The organism is Nodularia sp. UHCC 0506, assembly GCF_034931045.1.
Classification (GTDB): Bacteria; Cyanobacteriota; Cyanobacteriia; order Cyanobacteriales; family Nostocaceae; genus Nodularia.
In genome coordinates this window covers 6,117-25,058 of record NZ_JAYGHH010000043.1, presented here as the reverse complement: position 1 = coordinate 25,058, position 18,942 = coordinate 6,117, and the positions used below count along the sequence as shown (strand labels likewise).

At 42.2% G+C, this 18,942-nt stretch carries 20 protein-coding genes; 11 read left to right on the top strand and 9 right to left on the bottom strand.

Translation table 11 applies throughout. The annotated features are described in order from the left end of the window. The first annotated feature begins 51 nt into the window (after positions 1 to 51). The 10 genes from VB654_RS19425 to VB654_RS19380 all read left to right on the top strand — a co-directional run bounded on the left by VB654_RS19425 (position 52) and on the right by VB654_RS19380 (position 9,451). Positions 52 to 2,553: a DnaB-like helicase N-terminal domain-containing protein gene (locus VB654_RS19425; RefSeq protein WP_323215447.1), complete on the top strand. Its 2,502-nt coding sequence runs from the start codon at positions 52 to 54 to the stop codon at positions 2,551 to 2,553. A gap of 84 nt (positions 2,554 to 2,637) precedes the next feature. Next, on the top strand, positions 2,638 to 2,949 hold the full coding sequence (locus VB654_RS19420) for a hypothetical protein (protein WP_323215446.1): 312 nt from the start codon (positions 2,638 to 2,640) through the stop codon (positions 2,947 to 2,949). 92 nt (positions 2,950 to 3,041) lie between these two features. Then, positions 3,042 to 3,374, top strand: coding sequence for a hypothetical protein (locus VB654_RS19415; protein ID WP_323215445.1), 333 nt, complete (start codon positions 3,042 to 3,044; stop codon positions 3,372 to 3,374). A 561-nt stretch (positions 3,375 to 3,935) separates the two neighbouring features. Continuing rightward, positions 3,936 to 5,951, top strand: coding sequence for a hypothetical protein (locus VB654_RS19410; RefSeq protein ID WP_323215444.1), 2,016 nt, complete (start codon positions 3,936 to 3,938; stop codon positions 5,949 to 5,951). After that, positions 5,948 to 6,583 (top strand): hypothetical protein, encoded by a 636-nt coding sequence (locus tag VB654_RS19405; RefSeq protein WP_323215443.1) that lies wholly within the window; start codon positions 5,948 to 5,950, stop codon positions 6,581 to 6,583. The genes VB654_RS19410 and VB654_RS19405 overlap by 4 nt, the downstream gene beginning before the upstream one ends. A 105-nt stretch (positions 6,584 to 6,688) precedes the next feature. Continuing rightward, positions 6,689 to 6,943 carry a hypothetical protein gene (locus VB654_RS19400; protein WP_323215442.1) on the top strand — a complete coding sequence of 85 codons (255 nt, stop codon included), beginning with the start codon at positions 6,689 to 6,691 and terminating at the stop codon, positions 6,941 to 6,943. A 36-nt stretch (positions 6,944 to 6,979) separates the two neighbouring features. Beyond that, the gene (locus VB654_RS19395; protein ID WP_323215441.1) at positions 6,980 to 7,420 is read left to right on the top strand and encodes a hypothetical protein; all 441 of its coding nucleotides are present in this window, start codon (positions 6,980 to 6,982) and stop codon (positions 7,418 to 7,420) included. Further along, positions 7,420 to 7,872: a hypothetical protein gene (locus tag VB654_RS19390; RefSeq protein WP_323215440.1), complete on the top strand. Its 453-nt coding sequence runs from the start codon at positions 7,420 to 7,422 to the stop codon at positions 7,870 to 7,872. The genes VB654_RS19395 and VB654_RS19390 overlap by 1 nt, the downstream gene beginning before the upstream one ends. Further along, the gene (locus tag VB654_RS19385; protein WP_323215439.1) at positions 7,869 to 8,198 is read left to right on the top strand and encodes a hypothetical protein; all 330 of its coding nucleotides are present in this window, start codon (positions 7,869 to 7,871) and stop codon (positions 8,196 to 8,198) included. Before VB654_RS19390 ends, VB654_RS19385 begins: the two co-directional genes overlap by 4 nt. Positions 8,199 to 8,641: 443 nt before the next feature. Further along, positions 8,642 to 9,451 (top strand): glucose 1-dehydrogenase, encoded by an 810-nt coding sequence (locus VB654_RS19380; RefSeq protein ID WP_323215438.1) that lies wholly within the window; start codon positions 8,642 to 8,644, stop codon positions 9,449 to 9,451. Between the two features lie 124 nt (positions 9,452 to 9,575). Here the strand turns inward: VB654_RS19380 and VB654_RS19375 are convergent, their stop codons facing one another. The 4 genes from VB654_RS19375 to VB654_RS19360 form a co-directional block, all read right to left on the bottom strand. Continuing rightward, complete coding sequence (locus VB654_RS19375; protein ID WP_323215437.1) at positions 9,576 to 10,826, bottom strand: ribulose bisphosphate carboxylase small subunit; 1,251 nt, start codon at positions 10,824 to 10,826, stop codon at positions 9,576 to 9,578. 215 nt (positions 10,827 to 11,041) lie between these two features. Further along, positions 11,042 to 11,590, bottom strand: a complete 549-nt coding sequence (gene frr / locus VB654_RS19370) for a ribosome recycling factor (protein WP_323215436.1) — start codon at positions 11,588 to 11,590, stop codon at positions 11,042 to 11,044. Beyond that, positions 11,577 to 12,305, bottom strand: coding sequence for a UMP kinase (gene pyrH / locus VB654_RS19365; RefSeq protein WP_323215435.1), 729 nt, complete (start codon positions 12,303 to 12,305; stop codon positions 11,577 to 11,579). The genes frr and pyrH overlap by 14 nt, the downstream gene beginning before the upstream one ends. A gap of 70 nt (positions 12,306 to 12,375) precedes the next feature. Beyond that, positions 12,376 to 12,927, bottom strand: a complete 552-nt coding sequence (locus VB654_RS19360; RefSeq protein ID WP_323215434.1) for a thioredoxin family protein — start codon at positions 12,925 to 12,927, stop codon at positions 12,376 to 12,378. Between the two features lie 451 nt (positions 12,928 to 13,378). Between VB654_RS19360 and VB654_RS19355 the strand changes: the two genes are divergently transcribed. Further along, positions 13,379 to 14,278 carry an alpha/beta fold hydrolase gene (locus VB654_RS19355; protein ID WP_323215433.1) on the top strand — a complete coding sequence of 300 codons (900 nt, stop codon included), beginning with the start codon at positions 13,379 to 13,381 and terminating at the stop codon, positions 14,276 to 14,278. A 275-nt stretch (positions 14,279 to 14,553) separates the two neighbouring features. Here VB654_RS19355 and VB654_RS19350 read toward each other — a convergent pair whose 3' ends face one another. From VB654_RS19350 to VB654_RS19330, 5 genes are all read right to left on the bottom strand, one after another. After that, positions 14,554 to 14,775 (bottom strand): hypothetical protein, encoded by a 222-nt coding sequence (locus VB654_RS19350; RefSeq protein WP_323215432.1) that lies wholly within the window; start codon positions 14,773 to 14,775, stop codon positions 14,554 to 14,556. 535 nt (positions 14,776 to 15,310) lie between these two features. Further along, complete coding sequence (locus VB654_RS19345; protein ID WP_323215431.1) at positions 15,311 to 15,559, bottom strand: hypothetical protein; 249 nt, start codon at positions 15,557 to 15,559, stop codon at positions 15,311 to 15,313. 167 nt (positions 15,560 to 15,726) lie between these two features. Further along, positions 15,727 to 15,978 carry a hypothetical protein gene (locus tag VB654_RS19340; protein ID WP_323215430.1) on the bottom strand — a complete coding sequence of 84 codons (252 nt, stop codon included), beginning with the start codon at positions 15,976 to 15,978 and terminating at the stop codon, positions 15,727 to 15,729. A gap of 415 nt (positions 15,979 to 16,393) precedes the next feature. Further along, a complete protein-coding gene (locus tag VB654_RS19335; protein ID WP_323215429.1) occupies positions 16,394 to 16,699 on the bottom strand; it encodes a hypothetical protein in 306 nt (101 codons plus the stop codon). A gap of 30 nt (positions 16,700 to 16,729) precedes the next feature. Beyond that, positions 16,730 to 18,898: a peptidase domain-containing ABC transporter gene (locus VB654_RS19330; RefSeq protein WP_323215428.1), complete on the bottom strand. Its 2,169-nt coding sequence runs from the start codon at positions 18,896 to 18,898 to the stop codon at positions 16,730 to 16,732. Positions 18,899 to 18,942: the final 44 nt, after the last annotated feature.

Genomic DNA, 18,942 nt, shown 5'->3' with positions numbered 1-18,942 from the left:
TATGCTCTACATCAATTATAACATTTCAACCAATTCAATACAGGGGGAATCATGACGCAAGGTATTTACAACTTTCCCCAAAGTCAGTTCACCCCTGAACCGGATGATAGACTTCCTCCATGCAATATAGAAGCCGAAGAAGCAATACTAGGAGGCATTTTATTAGACCCCAATGCCATCTATCGCATCAAGGACAGACTTAAGCCAGAACACTTTTACATCAGCGCTCACAAAGACATTTATCAAGCGTGTCTAAGATTAACCAAGCAAGATAAAACAACTGATTTATTAAGTGTAACTAGCTGGTTAACAGACCATGACATTTTATCAAGAATAGGAGGAAGAACCAAACTCGCCAGTGTTGTAGATAGAACTGTTAGCGCTGTAAACATAGAACAATTAGCAGCACTGGTAATGGAAAAAGCTATGAGGCGCGACTTAATTAAAGTTGCTGGTGAAATTAATCGCCTCGGCTATGAAACAGAACTAGAATGGCCGGAAATTTCATCATTAGTAGCAGATAAAACTCGCTCAATAATCGAAATACCAATTGCCCCAACTAAAGATGAATATCAGCGTTGGAGGCATGACCGATTACTTGAACAATTGACCAGCATTTACACTACTTGTCCTGAACCATCCCTCAGATTTTTAAAGCTCAAAGACTTGGCTGATGAACATAGAGTTTCAATGGGATTTTTAGAAACATTTTACCTAAAAAGTTTGACTGCCCAATGTAGTAAATTACTCAGTTACGATGAACTAAAAGCATTAGCCGGCTCCACAGTCCGCGAATGGTTAGTAAATGGATTGGTTCCCAAAAGTACTACTATCCTGCTTGCATCAGATGGTGGAGTTGGTAAGACAAAGTTTGCTTATGGTTTGGGTAAGACCATAATTCAGGGTAAAGAATTTGGTCAATTCCAACCCACAGCCGAGAAGCGCAAGATTCTTTACTATCAGGGCGATGAATCACCAGGGGATATGCTTCAGGCACTGGAATCACTGGGATATTCTGAAGGCGACATCAACAAGTATGTGAAGGTGAGATTTGGGTGGAGCGCAGAGAATATGCCAGCGCTGATCCAAGACCTCAGCGAATTTAAACCGGACTTCGTGGTAATTGACTCGCTGTCCACTGCCAACCGTTTTTCTGTCTACCAAGAGTCCCAAATGGAATATGCCCGCCCAATTTTGGAGATGACCGGGCTGGCTAACCAGTACAACACCACCTTTGTGATCATTCACCACACAAACCGAGATGGTGGTGTGCGAGGTACAACAGCCATAAGAAATGCAGTTAGTGAAGTGTGGCAACTGTCGGTTGACAAAAGTGGGATGGCCACACCCAACGACCGCATCTTAGAAATTAATAAGTCGCGATCGCGTTCCTCTGGGAAGAAATATCGCATGATTTTTAACCCTGATGACCTTAGCTTTACTTTCCTGGGTGAAGAGGGCGAACCATACACGCCAGGAGGAACAGCCAAAGATAAAACCTTGAAGCTGTTGTCAGACAACAGAAATATCAAATTTACCAGCGAAGAAATTGCTCACAGGATGGGATTCTCGAAAGATTACGCCAGGAGGTATTTAACAGAGTTATCAGCTGACGGATTAGTTAGTGTTAGCCGACGACCGGGTAAACCTAACCTTTACTTTCTAGCCTATGAGGGGTCAGTTCCAGGATCACCAAAAGATCACCCCCTGGATCAGTACTATTCAGCGCCCAGGAATCAAGCTGACAGCGCATTTATCGGTAGTACAGCAAAATGTATCAAAAAATTAGGATCACCCTTAGACACACCCCAGGATCACCCCAACAATCCATATACAGCAAGCGATACAGCCAAAGGTGATCCTGAAAATGCGAAAAATGACCTAAATTTTAAAAAAGATCACCCCTCAGAAAAAAACGAGCCAAAAAAGGAAAGTCAGGATCACCTTTGGCTGAATCCATTACCAGCTAAGGAGTCTGGAGGTGATCCAGGGGGTGATCCTACCCCGGATATGTACGAAAGTATACAGATTCCGGAAACAGGCATCAAAGACTTGCCAGACAATGACTCTAGCAGTTATCCACAGGGTGATCCGGGGGGTGATCCTGGGGTGATCCTTTCAGGGGGTAATAGTTATAAAAAGGTTAAGAACTTTACAAAAGTAAACATTGAGGTTGGTGGGATTTATGAATCGCGATCCTTGGGTAAGCGAGTTAAAGTCACCAGGATTTATCCCTCAGTCAAAAAAGCGGATGTTTTAGTCGCTGGTGATGCTACTGCAAAACCCCGGCTGGACTTTTCTGATTTGAGCAGCGCCACCGATGCCCCAAACCCAAAAACTAATGAGGAGGTGAAACCTGGGGACTGGATACAACTCACCAGCAATACTAATGGGCTGATAGCTGGTGAATGTTTTGAAGTAGTGGAGATTTCTGGTAACTGTGTCGTGGTTCGTGTAGTGGCACGAAATAACAAGCAAGCAGGAAAGCACTTAGGCGATAAACACATCCATCGTGATTACTACAAGAAAGTATCGAAACCAAGACAGAATTAAAAATTTAAGTGAAAATGCGGGAATTTCGGAGGCGTTAGCGTCCCATTTTCCCGCAAGCTTGAGTTTAGTACTGATTGAGTTTGTATGCACATTATAATCTTGTCCGCTTGGTTAATCCTGATGATTTCGGCTGTCCTGCTTGCTATATCTGTACTTCAGACTGCACCCAAATCGAAACGTAAACAAAAAACATCGAGGAGGAGGGGAAGCGATCGCCCCGCAGCGCATATCAAAACCAACTCTAGAAAATGGAAAGAATTGGTGCAGTTGCTGCATGGTGATGTGGATACGGCCAACCGATTAGTTCAGGGTGAAAAAATGCGAAATCCTAACCGCAGCGCTGACTGGTGCGTTGATAAGGCTCTTTGGCAATTGGAGAGAGATAGGAGGGGTTGAAGTGCGATCGGTCCAGGTCTAGTACAAAGGCTCTAGTCACTGGCATAATTTTTGTATAAACTAATTTATCCACACTCAACACAATTATTCTTATGGAGCCAACATTACAAGCTGTGTTTGGAGCGAACGCAGTCCAGGACGCTACCACAATCACATTAACTAAAGCTGATTTTGCCGCACTGGGTTTTGTTTCGAGTGCCGATAATACGGCTGAGTCTATTTTTGCAGCCATTGTTTTAAATGCGAAACCTCAGCTAACTCAAGCTGGTTTTGAGGCGAATATTGATCAGTCAATAGTAATTGAAAACAGCTTTCCTAATATTACGAACCGAGGCGTTAGCGCGGCTGAATACAGGAATGATCCGCTAACAATCAACTTATGGAAACCCTCGACAGGAACGGTACTTAATCCGATGGATTACTAATGGAATGGCTCAATACTGTGAAGCAGGGGACACAGCACGTGTAACTTTTCCCGATGGAAGTACGCAGGATTTTACTGATACTCCTATAACAATCGAGTGTGACATCCCTGAATGTACGTTAGTTACGGTATCCGTCGATTATCGGTGGGGAAGTCGTACCATCTTAAATAGAAGATTCGATTGTAACTATCTACCCGGATTATTTGTGCGTGTGCCACAACTAGCCGACCGTGCATATGAAGTATGGTGTCGGGGGACTGGATTCTGTGTGAATCCTGGTTTTAGGGGACCCCTTTTCGGGTTATCTCTCGGAAAGGCAGATGAGATTTTAGATTGGAGGATTCATAGAAGATTTTCATACGATCCACCCGACAGACTTCTGGAAGTCAAAAATAGCACTGGCACTATTTTGTTTTCAGGTACTTTTCCCAGTTGTAATTACTCCGTGGAATGTCTTGGTTGTCCCCCTGGAACATTGGATTGCGGCGACTGCTGTTTATCGTGCGACTTAATATTCAACCAAATATCAATACTTAGAGCGCAACTAGCCGGAATAAGATAATGACATCTTGCAGTGAAATATCAAACCAGCTTGCCGCGTTATCAGCGCAAATTGCCGAATTAGACAATAAATATGTCTTAAAATCGGAAAGACAAGGAATAATCAACGAATCAGTTGGCAAAGCCGACACTACGATTACGCCCAAAATAAACCCTATCGCGCTTGGCGCTGCGGGATTAGTGGTCACGCAAAGACTCGCACCAGTAACAGCTAAAGTAGCCGCTAACGCAGCAACAGCAGCAGCAGCAAAAGCGGCAGCAGCAGCAGCGCTGGCGCAATTAGCAGGATTGGCGGCAATCATCGCATCCATACTGGCATCTATCGCAGGGTTCAGGATACTAGCCGGAAGGATTGACGCAATAGAAAGGGGAGTATCAGCGCTGGGGAACCAAATCAGTGAAGCCTTTGGGCGAATACAGCAAGTTATCGCCATAGCGAGGCGTGCTGAAGGCAAAGCCGATAACGCCGGAAATGTCGCTAATCGAGCGGATAATACGGCGAATCAATCGCTGGCCAAGGCGACCAACGCAGAACAAATAGCGCAAAGCGCAAGACGACAAGCCAACAGTGCAAAGCGAACGGCTGACGAAACAAGAGCTTTTGTACAGCCATTTCCGGGCAGAATTGACGATGCTAAACGCAAAGCAGACGAGGCGAATAAAAAATCTGATGAAGCGCTCAGGGCATTCCCCCCAATTCGCGATCTATCTAACAGCGCAAAGCGAACGGCTGATGAAGCGTTGCAAAAAGCGAGGGAAGCTCTTGAAAGAGCATTCCGCACACCTGCCAGGGGTGAACCAGGAAAGGACGGTAGACCAGGACGCGACGGAAAGCCAGGAACGCAGGGGTTAAGGGGTATTCCTGGTCAACCTGGGCGACAGGGTTTTCCCGGATTTAATGGACAACCGGGACGCGATGGTAAAAATGGCAAGGAGGGCTTAAGGGGGCTACCAGGATTACCAGGACGACCGGGACGCGATGGTCAAGATGGGAGGGACGCTATGGACGCTGAAACTAAACGATTAATTCGCCAAACAGCCAATAATGCTTTTTTAATACCTGCACTAGTAGCACGACCGATTCCCCTAACAGCACCACAAACGGAAGCGGCCAGCGCTGCGGGAACTTGTAAAACGGCCGCCCCTGGTGGGTGCATGAATAAATTGGTTAATGATGCGGCTAATGGTGTAAAGAGTAACAGTAATAACAATACTAAAAATATTTTAGACAAGATAAATGCAGGGTCGAATGCGGCTCAGTTGGCTTTGCTACAGAAAATTGATGTTAAATTAGGCGCTCAAGTCCTGGATGGACTATCAGGCAATTTAGCCCGGATAACTAAATTCATCAGGGGTGAACGGATTACCAACTTTATTACGATGGCTGCAACTTTACACAATGCTGCAATGCTAAGTAATGCCCTTACCACTACCCTGCTAAGTACGGTCACAAACGTATTTTCAATTATTGGGTTACGCGATGCCGATGGACAAGAATATGATGCTAGTGAATTGATAAAGACTTCGTTGGCTAACTTTTTAAAATCAGTAATTGGAACACAAAACTATGACAAATTGACCCTGACTTGGAAGAAGGCAAGCAGAGTTTATCAAGCTGGGGCGAATGTTGTTTCTAGGGTTCGTTCTATCGTTGATGCTGTTAGCAACATCGCTACAGTTACTCACATTAATGTTGCTGATATCGGTAACGCTCTTAGGCGTGACGGTGTTGTTGATGGTGATTCATATCGGGAAATGTCCCGTAGCCCTGGTACTTCCAAATTCCAAAAAGCAGTGGATAAGCTTACTAATTTAACCGAAGCTGCTAGTGATATTGAATCTGTGACCTCTTCCGTTCGGAGCATCCAGGATGACATTAAAGAAATCCGAGGAGAACAAGAGCAATTCAACAAGGAACTAGCATTGGGCATGGGGCGACAATTGGTATCAGAAGGTGAACTAGAGAAAGCTACCGACCCCCCCAAAATTGAAGAGAAGGATTTAGAGAGGGCATGAAAACAAACGCTTGGGCTTTTACCCGCAAAGTTATCGCAATTAATCACAATCGTGATGTTAGGAAATTTTTCAAATTAAATATTAGGGGTGAAAGTCCGGGCGCAACTAGGGGACGGAAAGCAATGATAGACGCGATGCTGATTAATCCCAAGGACTCGGCACTACAAATTTGCAACAAACAAATTCATTTTAGAATGGTATTAGCTGTTGATGAAAATACGCCAGTTGAGGCAGAAAGCTGGCTAACAAAACATGGTACGAATATCAAACAATTAGTTATTGTTTACAAGGTCGTCGGTAATCGGCATCGGGGCGGATATTCTGTGACGATTCCCCATTTTAATGGGAGTAGAGCAATTAAGCCACCTACTTATACAAAAGGGAGTACTCCCGTCGTTTTTAACCTTAAAGACCGATCCAAGATAGTTGTCAATGCTGAATCAGAAAAAGAAGGCAAACGGGTAATAAATTATCTTTTGAGATTCGTTGACCCTAAATTTATTGCAAACAAGGAAGCATTTGTTCTGCCATCAAAAACAAGAGTGAAAAAACAAAAAATGCAGCCAACACGCGCCGATTATTTCGAGAAGGGAAAAGAAACTAAAAATCCAACTTGGCGTATCTACCTATAAAACCGGTACTATGCTGCGGTTTGCTTCTTCAATAGCCGAAACTATTGCATACCAAAGGATTTAGGCTATATTCGTGATATCGCGTAACTCCAAAAACTACAAATTATGCCAGCATCTGTATTAGCTCCATCAACCGATATTAAATCCACAACCAAGCCAGCCGGCTTGCTTGAATTAGCTCACTTACTCCAAGCCGATGAATTAGCAATTGGGGTGGACACTCGTCCAGATAACGTCAACATCACCTATGACGCTGAGGCTGGGACGGCTACAGTTGCAGCTACTCTTCCCATTACTTTCGCATTGGATGCAAGCGGTAAGCCTGTAGCTACAGCTGTAGATTACTTAGCGCCTCTTTAAGTAATAGATTCTAATTTAAGGAAGAAGGCTTAAACTATGGCAACTAGAAGAGGTCCAACAAAAGGGGGGAGGGTTTTAGTAAAACTTCCCTTTGGCAGAAATACGCCCCCCAAAGGAAGGCAGCGTGGGTTATCTAGCTTAGTAAAGGTTAAGGAAGGGGTAGCCGACCTATTGAAACTTAAGCCAGTAACATCAATTCCTACAGCCAAGGTGACATTTAAGACTGCATCTGGCAGCAAAACCGTTACTCGTATTCGGAATGTGGGCAGCTATCGGCAGCAGTCTGTAACCTTAATTTTTGCAAAACCGCAAACAATTAAGGGTAGTAGAGGACAGTACGATACTGTTAGCCTTCCCCTCGGAAGTGGATGTACTGTTACTGATGCTGTCATCTACTTTCAGAAAAATTTCCCTAACATTGTTGGCATCCGCACTCAGAGCGGGAATAGGATTCAATGGGGTGTGGGAGGTAGTTAGTGAGCTTATCTGATTCTCTGAATTGGAATCTTGGCATTAGAATGAGCGCTCGTGGTAGAAAATTACCCGATGGCAAGTTTTTATTTAGCAGAATTAGATTTAGCGTCCCCCCTACTGACAACATTATTGTTGCGGTTGGCAGTAGGGATGCCAAACAAACCTGGAAGTATGGGGGGATATGCAATATTATTTTGCCTTCAAGCCCTTCATCTACTTCTCAATTTGCTGGAGGGATAATTTTAAAGGATGGTTCATTACCTCTAGGCAGATTAAAATTTTTTAGTTTATCAGAATATCCTAAAACTCAATATTCAATAGAGTTAGTCCCGCCCAATTGGTTCCCTTCTTACACCTACGAATGTTGGTGGTATGACGGCGCTAACCCTACTGAAGCGATGAGGGCATTAGCCGAAATCCAAGCCAAAATTAATAATATCGACAGCAGAATATGACAGTAGCAGAGGCGTTGCAAGCTTCACTCTCCTTATTTACAGTCGTGGGATTCATTTGGAAGATAGCGAGGGTAGAATCTGCCATCTACAAGGAAATAGATTCTTCTGAAAAACGGGTAAAAGAACTCTATGCGGCTTTAGATAAAACGTTAGCCTTGCAGATCCACGAATCACAATCTTCCCGAAGTGAAATATTTTATAGGCTTGATGGACAGGGGGCTAGGCTGGGGGGTGAAATTGAAAGCCTAAAAAAGAGGGCTTCAGGCGCAATAGTGTTCGAGCGCCTGGAACTAAAAATAGATGATCTGATGAAAAAGTTACCATGATTAAAATAGTGGCAACTGACCGGGGGAAGTGCGATCGCATCCACACCCCGGTTTTTTAGTTTGGAAGAAATTGGGGCAGATTTTCAAGAAAATGAGTAGAGTTTGAGTAGCGCTATCGCACCTCGCACTTGCCAAAATATTGAGTAAAATTAAATATTTTGAGTAGTAAATGAGTAGTCGGAAACCTGGGCTTTCCAGAAACCCTTGCTACGAGCGCATAATAGGAATTTCCCGAAGAAGTACCCGCTAATTTGAAGTAATAGAAGTCAAAAGGCTTTGATTTAGGGATTTTGAAATGTATTTATGCCTAATTGTACAAGTCTAGTACCAAATAGCAGAAGTCAAAAGGCTAGGTATTAGGGACAATAGGTAGAAATCATCTGGGTTAAGGCGCAAAATCAAACATTCTGGTGCGCCTAACCCACCTTACACAATGTGAAGATATGAAAGGATTACAAGGCAAAAATGCGTTAGTTACAGGTGCAACTTCAGGTATTGGTCAGGCGATCGCGGTTAAACTTGCCCAATTAGGCTGTAATATAGCGATTAACTACCGCAAAACTCCAGAATCAGGGGCGGATACCGAAGCCATGGCAGTAGAGAAAGCCTGTAAAGATATCGAAAATTGCGGAATGCGTTCGCTTTTAGTACAGGGTGATATTTCTCAAGAATCAGATATTGTGACCATGGTCAACAGTGTCGTGGAGGCTTTTGGCAGTTTAGATATTCTAATTAACAATGCCGGGATTCAAACAGAATGTCCATCCCACGAACTGACTACCGCAGACTTCGATCAAGTCCTTGCAGTTAACCTCCGGGGTGCTTTTATCTGCGCCCGTGAAACTATCAAACATCTGTTATCCCATAATCATTCTGGGGTAATTATTAATATTTCCAGTGTTCATGAAATTATTCCCATACCTACATATCTGAGTTATTCCCTGAGCAAAGGGGGAATGGAAAATCTCACTAAAACCCTAGCATTAGAATATGCTAATCAAGGTATTCGTGTCAATGCTGTAGCACCGGGAGCTACAGTCACACCAATCAATCAAGCTTGGATAGATGACCCAGAAAAAAAGGCAACTGTAGAAAGTCATATCCCCATGTGTCGGGCTGGAACTGCTGAAGAAATGGCAACAGCCGTAGCTTTTTTAGCTTCAGATGATGCTGCCTACATCACTGGTCAGACTTTATTTGTAGACGGGGGACTGACTTTGTACGCTGATTTCCGCGAAAATTGGTCAGCATAAACGAACCGCAGAGGCACAGAGAACACAGAGAAATCAGGAATACATTGCTTTCTCTTCCCTGTTCCCTGCCTCCACGACAAAACTGTTATGCCTAACGGCACGCTACGCGAACAGCAAGCCCTAATTAATTCTTACCATTCGGACGCTGAATAATCGTTTCTACTACTCGCCGTTTAGCTTTCGGGTCAATTCCTACCAAGCGCACGTACTCACCCTCATATTCGGCTAAACATGATTCTAAAGCTGATATCGCATCCCATTCAGCATTGATCTGAGTTGTACCGCAACTTTGCCAAGAACCCATGCGGAAGCGACGTTCATCTACGTGTTCAAAGTTAATTCTGTGACCTTGAGCTAAAATTTGCCGGATTTGTTCTTGTGTTTCTAGGCTTAAATGAGTATTTGATCCTCTCTGTTTCTGAAATCCATTACCTGACGGCTGACTATTGGGTGTGACAGGCGTGGGTGATACAGGTTGATAATTTTTACTGCCTCGATTCAGTCGATTGTATTCATCAACCAATTGAGAATTTTCTACCCGTTGTTGTTCACCCACCATCAAGTTACCCGCCGCAATCAAGTGGGACAAGCTGAAATCAGGCTGTTTAAATTCTGGTGGCTTTTCAGCACTGTTAACTACACGCGACGATACACGTTCAAAACCTACTTGATAAATAAAATCACGTACTTGTTCATCATAAATCCGCGATCGCAAGGCGCTATAAAAATCAATAGACTGATGAGGAAAAGTATCAACAAGCTGTACAACTTCCCGTTGTGAAAGTCCATCTGATTCAAAAATTCCGCCCACAATTCCCACTTTGTCGTCTCTATCTGGTTCCCAATAAAATTTCTCCATCCGTCCATCCCGAATTAACGGGGCGTAGAGAGTGGAAAAATCATTTCCGGTGACAATAATCGGGACACGATGTAAGGGTGTAGAATCGTAACTTCCTGGTAGCTGCACATCTGTGGGATGATCAGCAATATTCATCAGTGTGGCATTGACCATCTGAGTATTGACAGTATACTGAGTACCTTCATCAAAGCGTCCCGCACCCGCATCCAAATCATTAATCATCAGCACACACATTTTGCCACGCACTTTGATTAATTCTGCGGTTTCCCGATAACGCAAACGAATTAACCGCGCCGGATCTCCTGCATCGGGACTCTCTAGTTCTCCACCGGATATGTGAGTCACTTCAATACCCATTTTTTCAAAGACTAACTGACACTGAAATGTCTTGCCTTCGCCTTTACGGCCATGAATCCCTAAAATCAGTGGTACTCGCACACCAGGTAGATTCAAGAAATTTTTAGTGATGTGAACGCCAAGTTTGTCTAGAAAGCGAGGAGCAATGTAGTAACTCATAAAATTATTGATTACAACTTATTAAGATCATGCTAAGTTTTTTTGGTGCATCTTGTTCATTTATCTTCTGGTAGAAATTTATTGCTACTTACCAGAAACGCCAAATTGGATACGCTGACCCTGTAATAGATAAAGGCTGAAGAATTTATACAACATTCTTCAGCCTTCCTAGTTGATATTACTCTATTTTATGAGTTGCTGGGCAGGTATATGCCTTAGACAGTGGTAATGTCTTTTTCTTTGTCTGCTAGCAATTCATCGATTCTGGAAGTGTACTTATTTGTAAGTTTTTGCAATTTATCTTGTTGGTCTTTGGATTCATCTTCAGAGATTTCTGAAGCTTTTTCCTCTTTGCGAATGGAGTCTTGGACATCACGCCGGATATTGCGAATAGCTACACGTCCTTCTTCAGCATACTTAGCCGCAATTTTCACTAAATCTTTCCGGCGATCGCTTGTCAAAGGCGGAATGTTCAGCCGAATTACAGAACCGTCGTTACTGGGTGTTAAACCGATGTCAGACAGGGAAATTGCTTTCTCAATTATGTTTAAGCTGCCTTTATCGTAAGGCTGAATCAAGATGGTTGTAGCCTCTGGCGTGCTAATGTTGGCCAGTGATTTTAAAGGTGTGGGTGAACCGTAGTAGTCCACCGATACCTTATCTAGTAAACTCGCATTGGCGCGGCCAGTGCGAATGGTGTTAAAAGCTCGTTGGGTTGCCTCAACGGTCTTTTGCATCGTACTCTCAGCTTCAGATAATTTCACATGAACCTCCCACAAGGGTGCCGATTTTTTCTCCCAATACGGCTCGGCGGACGTTACCTCGCACCGTTAAATCAAAAACCAGTATTGGGATACTATTGTCTTTACACAAGGCGATCGCTGTACTATCCATGACGCGCAAATCTTTCGCTAAAACGTGCGCGTAAGTGAGACTGGTGTAACGCTTGGCCTCTGGATAAATATGGGGGTCAGCATCGTATATACCGTCTACCTTGGTGGCTTTAAAAATCACCTCGGCATCAATTTCTGCGGCTCTTAAGGCTGCTGTGGTGTCAGTTGTAAAGAAGGGATTTCCTGAACCAGCACCAAAAATTACCACCCGTCCTTTTTCTAAGTGGCGGATGGCGCGACGACGGATATACGGTTCTGCTAATTCTTGCATAGCGATCGCGGTTTGTACCCGCGTCTGTACCCCAATTCGTTCTAAGGAATCTTGTAGCGTCATGGCATTCATTACCGTGGCAATCATTCCTATGTAGTCAGCGGTTGCCCTGTCCATTCCCGCCGACGCAGCTTTTACGCCACGAAAAATGTTTCCGCCGCCTACGACGATGGCGATTTGAACGCCAGTGGCTACTACCTCCGCTACTTCTTCTGCTATTTCCTTGACCACTTCTGGATCAATGCCATAGCCCATGTTGCCCATTAAGGCTTCACCGCTTAGTTTAAGTAAAACCCGCCGGTAATTCGTTCCCATGAAGTTACGCTTTATCAAAAAAGTTGCAATTGCCTCCAATTTAAGATAGCAGCACAGCGACTATATGTGTCTAGTTCCGCCAAATCAATGAGGTTCCTACTGCTTCAGTTTCTGCTAGGTTAATTGCTTGACCACTGAACAAACAAGCGATCGCATTTTTGAGATAATCTTCTCCCAGAGACGATGCCTCTTGAGGATAATTGTCAATTTTCCCTTTGTACTGCACTATACCATTATTATCGACTAAAAACGCCATTGGTGTTTTATTAGCGCCAAAACTCCGAGTCACATCTTGGGTTGAATCCAATAAATAAGGAAAATTCAACTGATGAGATTGGGCAAAAGCTTTCATCTGATCAAGATTTTCTGTTATCTGTTGTGTCGCACTGGCATTCATCCCAATCAGCGTAAAGCCCTCTGCCGCAAATTCCGCTTGAATATTTTTTAATTTTTCTAGATATGATTTTACATAAGGACAGTGGTTGCACATAGAAATAACACCAACTGCACGAAATTTTTCTAAATAACGGCTAAGATGGTGTACCTGATTATCAATTCCTGGAAGCTCAAAATCTGGTGCATAGCTACCAACAGGTGTGTTAATTGTTTCTAGTATATTCATCTTTATATAGCCGCAAGGAACTAATAACAATTTTCAGCCAATCCTTGATATCCCGTAATTTTACAGACCAATATGGCTACCATAAACTGTGAAGCTACAGAATTGACTAACTATCCTGATCTTATTACATCACATAAAATCATATCGTAACATTTTTTTTGAAAAAACAGAGGCTTTAATTCTCTTACCCTATCCAGGTAATGAAACGGCAAGATTACGAAATATGAATTATCATAACAATAGTATCAAAATCTGCAAATAGCAGCACACAAATCCCGTGTGTAGCAGTAATTCGCTATTAATAGGCAACAGTCAACGGTCACAGCCAATAGCCGAACCGTGAGATTTTACAAATGATTTAAGACTGCTATTTCTCAGGATTATAAATTTTTAGTAAAGCCACAAATGTATTGTTTCTTGGTACTTATATTAATTTTTTCATAAATTTCTGATGAAAACTTCCACAAACACATTTACCTCAACCAAAACCTGGAATTGGCAAGGTTTCCCCATCTCCTATCAGACTCAAGGAACCAATGGCCCCGCAATTGTTCTCGTCCATGGCTTTGGAGCCTCATGGTGGCACTGGCGCAAAAATATCCCCGTGTTAGCAGAAAATTGTCGCGTTTATGCCATTGATTTGATTGGTTTTGGCAATTCAGCTAAACCTCAACCGGGGGGAGAAATTAACTACACTCTGGAAACATGGGGAGAGCAGTTAGCAGACTTTTGCCGGCAAGTAGTGGGGGAACCTGCCTTTTTAGTAGGAAATTCCATTGGCTGTATTGTGGTACTACAAGCAGCAGTCAGCAACCCCGATATAGCTTTAGGAGTCGCCTTACTCAATTGTTCATTACGATTGCTGCACGACCGCAAACGGGAAACACTACCCTGGTCGCGTCGTTTCGGCGCACCGATTCTGCAAAAAATATTATCTATCAAACCAATTGGTCAGTTTTTTTTCAATCAAGTTGCTAAACCGAAAACAGTCCGTAAGATTTTGCTGCAAGCCTACGCGAATGCAGAGATAGTCACAGACGAGTTAGTTGATATTCTCACTGCACCAGCAAAAGACCCAGGTGCTGTAGCGGTGTTTCTAGCTTTTACTTCTTATTCTACAGGACCTCTAGCAGAAGACCTGTTACCTTTACTGCCTTGTCCTGCCATCATTTTGTGGGGAACAGCCGACCCCTGGGAACCAGTAGACTTAGGTAGGGAACTAGCCAATTATCCACAGGTGCTAAAATTTATCCCCTTGGAAGGGGTGGGACATTGCCCCCAGGATGAAGCACCTGAGTTAGTTAATCCGATTTTACTCGATTGGATAGGCGATCGCTATTCCTCTAATTAGGGCTTACTGTTCGCGTAAGGTGCCGTTAGGCATAAAAGTTATTTGTGAGGATAGGGAACGGGGAACAGGGAACGGGGAACAGGGAACGGGGAACAGTTTCAGCTATCTGTCATCCCCAAATTTTCTGATTTATTCAACCCCAAATTCACACTTTTTATATCGAGATAGCGAAGAAAAGAGCTTGCCGCGTAGACGAAAACGAAGGCCGCGTGGCCTTCGTTTCCTAATTGCAAAGTTTAAACTATGGGATTACCCAGTTTATGGATTTTGCCAACTTAGTAAAAGCCGAAACCACGACCTCTGAAGCCATAACCGAAGCCTAAACCACGACCTACGCCACGACCTAAACCACGACCTAAACCATAACCGAAGCCTAAACCACGACCTAAACCAAAGCCACCAAATCCTAAGCCATAACCAAATCCCCCAGAAACATCCTGCTGTTCTTCTGTAGATAAATCCATCAACAAATCAGATTGGAGGTCTTGAACTGACATAATATTTTCCTCAAATTCGTCCATAGGTGGTACACACGTATGTACAAAAAAATATGGAAGTGTAGTACCTGTGCTTTTATTTATAAACAAGCTTTATAGTAATTAAATTGTCCCAAAGTCATAAAAAAATACAATAATTATATATCTTTTGATTAATGTAAAATCCAGATTTAATTCCAGCTAATTTTTTATACAATTCATCAATCAAAATACTGGGAAAAACTATATTTTATTGATAGAATATATTTGAAATGTACAAAATATAACGGAGACTCATATAAACAAGGTTTTAAATATTCCTCTTCCATATAAGAGAAGAGGATAGTTATATCAATTTTAAAAATTTTTGCTTGTAGTAAGGGCTACCCTATCGGAATGTTCCGCGAACAGCCCTTATTTTGAGGACTAAAGTCCTCACTACAAACTTAAAATAATCTGCCAGTTGCGTAAGTCCTAATTGTATTAGGTTTCGACGGCTTTGATGTTTAATAGAAGTTCTCCAAACATCCTTAAAGAGTCTTTTTTACCTGGGTTATTAAAAACCACCGCCAAAAGGACTGCCACCACCACCAAAAGGACCGCCACCACCCGCCGGTGGCCCTGCAACAAAGCCAAAAATCCGAACAGGGATACGTTGACCCCTAGAATCAATCAGAGTTCCAATAACAGTAATATCAGGTCTAGTTGGTCCACCTAATTGTAATTGTTGACCTCCAGATAGAAGTTCTTGTGACTCTGCTGATAATTCGACAAATAAATCAGATTGAATGGTTGTTTCTGACATAAATTTGTTACCTCAATCTCCAACATAAATTTTAGGTAGCACCCATACCAGAAATTTGTCTGGGTGGGTGCAAAACTACGGCTCAGATTTGAATATGTACCGTAAAAAAACTGTTGATTAAGTAGACAAGAATATTAGCCAAGTGAAATCATGGTAATATTCAGTCTTTATTTAACAACTTCCAGAATACCGGTCAAGCGGATGGGAATACGGCGAACACGTTTTTCAGAATCGCGGCCACCCCGACGTTGTGGACTACCAAATTCATCTTGTCTACCAAATTGATCTTCACCGCCAAAATCATTTTGAGAGCCAAAATCATCTGGACTGCCAAAATTGTTTTGTCCACCGGCTAAAAGTTCTTGTTTCTCTGGGGATAACTCTGTCAACAAATTAGATTTTGTGATTTTAAATGACATAAATTCGTACCTCACTTACTTTTGTTAGGTGTGGATCACCTATGTTTTTATTATTAACTATTGGCGAATTATTTAAACTATTCTTAGGTTAGAAAATCATGAATTAGCTTTACTTCTTTAGACGCATGAAAATATTTTTTTGTTATTTATTTTTTTATGTTTTATTAAGAGGATTTATGTATAAGTCATGAAAGTAAAGCCTTCTGCATAGCTTCGCTTATTTAACTTAAAAATGACGAATAGATCAAGAAATCTTGCAATTTCTCTTTCTTCCTTCGCGCTCTTTGTGTCTTTTGTGGTTTGTTCCTTTATCCGTCAAAATAAATTTGACAGACGACTAGTCTGATTAAAAAAAAATGAATTCCCAAATTTGTCAATAAATCGGGAATTTGAAAATTTTGAAGCCAGTGTTTGTTTACGCAGTCAATCCCTTGATAACTTTAGCTATGAAATTATTTATGCTATTAGTAGCAGAATTCAAATGCGGCAATGTAAATGTGATAGATGATGCCATAGTAACTTGAGATAGAGTATATTTAGTGCCTTGAGAAATAGATTCATCCCCGGCAAGATTTAAATTATTATTTGCCTCAGTCTCAATGTCAGTTTTTTGAAAGAAAAAATTACTGGTTCCTAGTATACCGTTGCTTTGCCCACCTGCTAGGCTTTCTTGTTCTTCTTCAATGAGAGACTGGAAAAAAAATGGATAATTTTTAGACATGATATTACTTCCTCACACCAAGAAAAATTGTCATAATGATAAAAACTTTTGATGCTCTCCTTTTTCTGCCAAAAAAGTCTCTGGAGTTCCTTGTAATTGCACTTCACCTTTTTCTAACATTACAATCCAATCAGCTCGATTGACAACGCTGGGACGATGAGTAATTAAAACTGTAGTTTTGCTTTTGCGGTAGTTCAAAATGGCATCTAATACATTAGCTTCACTAACTGGGTCAAGTCCAGCAGTGGCTTCATCTAAAATTAAGACAGGTGGATTAGTGAGAATTCCTCTAGCGATCGCTAATCGTTGTCTTTGTCCACCAGAGAGATTAGCCCCAAATTCACCCAACACAGTTTGATATTTATTAGGAAGTTGACTAATAAAGCTATCCGCATCAGCAATCTCGCAAGCTTTGACAATTTCCTCAAAAGAAATGTAGGGCGTTCCTAAACGGAAATTCTCTAAAATCGAGCGACTCCAAAAATGAGGTTCTTGGGGGATATAAACTATTTGTTGGCGGAGACAATCCAGGGCGATGTCATCGAGGTTAAAGGAGCCAATGCGGATATTACCAGAATTGGGCTGATATAAACCTGCTATGAGTTTGGCTAAAGTACTTTTACCACACCCAGATTTACCAATTAAAGCGATCGCTTGTCCACCAGGTAACTTTAAAGAAAAATCTTCTAACAAATCAACTCTACCAGGATGGTGAAATGTCAGATGGGAACAATGAATATCTGCACTACCGGAAATTTTAGCTACAGGCTTTTGGCTACCTCCCACGACTTCCGGGGTTGCATCAATCACTTCTAAAAGCCGAGAAACTGCCGTTTGAGAGCGAAAATATTCATCTACTAAGCCAACTAAGGAATTAATTAAACCCAGAACATTCACCTGTAGCACATTAAACGCGAGCATTTGTCCAATACTTAATTCTCCTTGAATCACCAAGATACTTCCTAACCCCAATAAAGCTACACCGCCAATAGTAGAAAGCAGTCGAGAAAGAGTATTATTGATAATTCCGATTTGCACAGTACTAAACGTCAGATTGGCTAGACGACCAAAACGACTTTGAAATTCTTCCCAAAATTGAGGCGCAGCATTTGTAGTTTTAAGTACCTGTGCGCCCTTAAATGTTTCGACTAACACCCCTTGATTTTCCGCCCCCAAGACTAAAAGACTGCGAGTTTTTTGTTGGAGAATCGGTAAAAAAGGCACAGTAGATAAAGTCATTAAAGCACCGACCACAATAACTGCTAATGTTAGTTTCCAACTATAAAACAGCATTAAGCAGAAAGAAATCACCGCAATAAAAAATTTACTCGGTAAAAGCACGACTATCTGTGATACCAACTGGTTAATATCATTGATATCTCTTAATCGGCTAGTGATTTCACCACTCCGGCGGGCTTCGTAGTAATTTAAAGGCAACTGAAGCATCTTGCGCCCAAATTCCAAAACTAGCCCTAATTGCAGCCGTTGACCAAAGTGAGCAATCATTGTAGATTGCAATAACTGTAGAGTGCTGCTAAATAAGGTCATCACTACAACTGCGGCTACAACAACAGTCAGTAACTGGACATCTCCGCGCACTAAAACATCATCTGTGAGGATTTGGATGAGTATAGGAGAACCCAACGCCAGGACACCCAAAGCAATATTGAGCATTAAAACCTGAGTTAGCAAACCACGATAAGGCAAAATCCGCTTCAGAAAGCGTCCAAAGCCACCCATTGGTTTGTCTTGGGGCTGATCAAAAAAGCGGTCTGGATCTGGTTCTAGTAAGAGCATAACCCCATTCCAACCAGACATTAACTCTTTTCGATCCACATACCGAATACCCACAGAGGGATCAGCAATCACATACTTTTTGCCCTGTTGGTTATATAAAACTACCCAATGATGACCGTGCCAATGGATAATGGCTGGTAACTGCACTTCTTTGATTCTGTCGATAATTTCTGGCGAGGCTTTAACTGCTCTGGCATTAAAACCCAAGTTTTCAGATCCACGTTTTAGACCTAATAAAGTTGTGCCTAGTTGTCCAGTTCCTACTGATTCTCGACTACGATTAATGCTTAAAAATCGGCCGTAATGTTTGCAAATAGAAGCCAGACAAGCTGCTCCACAATCTTCTTCGCTCAACTGTGAAACACACTGATAGTTTTTTTGCAGTTTGATGAAACCAAACATAAGTTAATTCGTAATTCGTAATTCGTAATTCGTAGTTCGTAATT

Coding starts and splice junctions, on each gene's coding strand:
- VB654_RS19425 (WP_323215447.1), top strand. CDS start 52: ATGACGCAAGGTATTTACAACTTTCCCCAAAGTCAGTTCACCCCTGAA.
- VB654_RS19350 (WP_323215432.1), bottom strand. CDS start 14,775: ATGTCAGTTCAAGACCTCCAATCTGATTTGTTGATGGATTTATCTACA.
- pyrH (WP_323215435.1), bottom strand. CDS start 12,305: ATGGGAACGAATTACCGGCGGGTTTTACTTAAACTAAGCGGTGAAGCC.
- VB654_RS19330 (WP_323215428.1), bottom strand. CDS start 18,898: ATGTTTGGTTTCATCAAACTGCAAAAAAACTATCAGTGTGTTTCACAG.
- VB654_RS19400 (WP_323215442.1), top strand. CDS start 6,689: ATGCCAGCATCTGTATTAGCTCCATCAACCGATATTAAATCCACAACC.
- VB654_RS19410 (WP_323215444.1), top strand. CDS start 3,936: ATGACATCTTGCAGTGAAATATCAAACCAGCTTGCCGCGTTATCAGCG.
- VB654_RS19340 (WP_323215430.1), bottom strand. CDS start 15,978: ATGTCATTTAAAATCACAAAATCTAATTTGTTGACAGAGTTATCCCCA.
- VB654_RS19360 (WP_323215434.1), bottom strand. CDS start 12,927: ATGAATATACTAGAAACAATTAACACACCTGTTGGTAGCTATGCACCA.
- VB654_RS19415 (WP_323215445.1), top strand. CDS start 3,042: ATGGAGCCAACATTACAAGCTGTGTTTGGAGCGAACGCAGTCCAGGAC.
- VB654_RS19335 (WP_323215429.1), bottom strand. CDS start 16,699: ATGTCTAAAAATTATCCATTTTTTTTCCAGTCTCTCATTGAAGAAGAA.
- VB654_RS19380 (WP_323215438.1), top strand. CDS start 8,642: ATGAAAGGATTACAAGGCAAAAATGCGTTAGTTACAGGTGCAACTTCA.
- VB654_RS19405 (WP_323215443.1), top strand. CDS start 5,948: ATGAAAACAAACGCTTGGGCTTTTACCCGCAAAGTTATCGCAATTAAT.
- VB654_RS19395 (WP_323215441.1), top strand. CDS start 6,980: ATGGCAACTAGAAGAGGTCCAACAAAAGGGGGGAGGGTTTTAGTAAAA.
- VB654_RS19355 (WP_323215433.1), top strand. CDS start 13,379: ATGAAAACTTCCACAAACACATTTACCTCAACCAAAACCTGGAATTGG.
- VB654_RS19345 (WP_323215431.1), bottom strand. CDS start 15,559: ATGTCAGAAACAACCATTCAATCTGATTTATTTGTCGAATTATCAGCA.
- VB654_RS19420 (WP_323215446.1), top strand. CDS start 2,638: ATGCACATTATAATCTTGTCCGCTTGGTTAATCCTGATGATTTCGGCT.
- VB654_RS19385 (WP_323215439.1), top strand. CDS start 7,869: ATGACAGTAGCAGAGGCGTTGCAAGCTTCACTCTCCTTATTTACAGTC.
- VB654_RS19375 (WP_323215437.1), bottom strand. CDS start 10,826: ATGAGTTACTACATTGCTCCTCGCTTTCTAGACAAACTTGGCGTTCAC.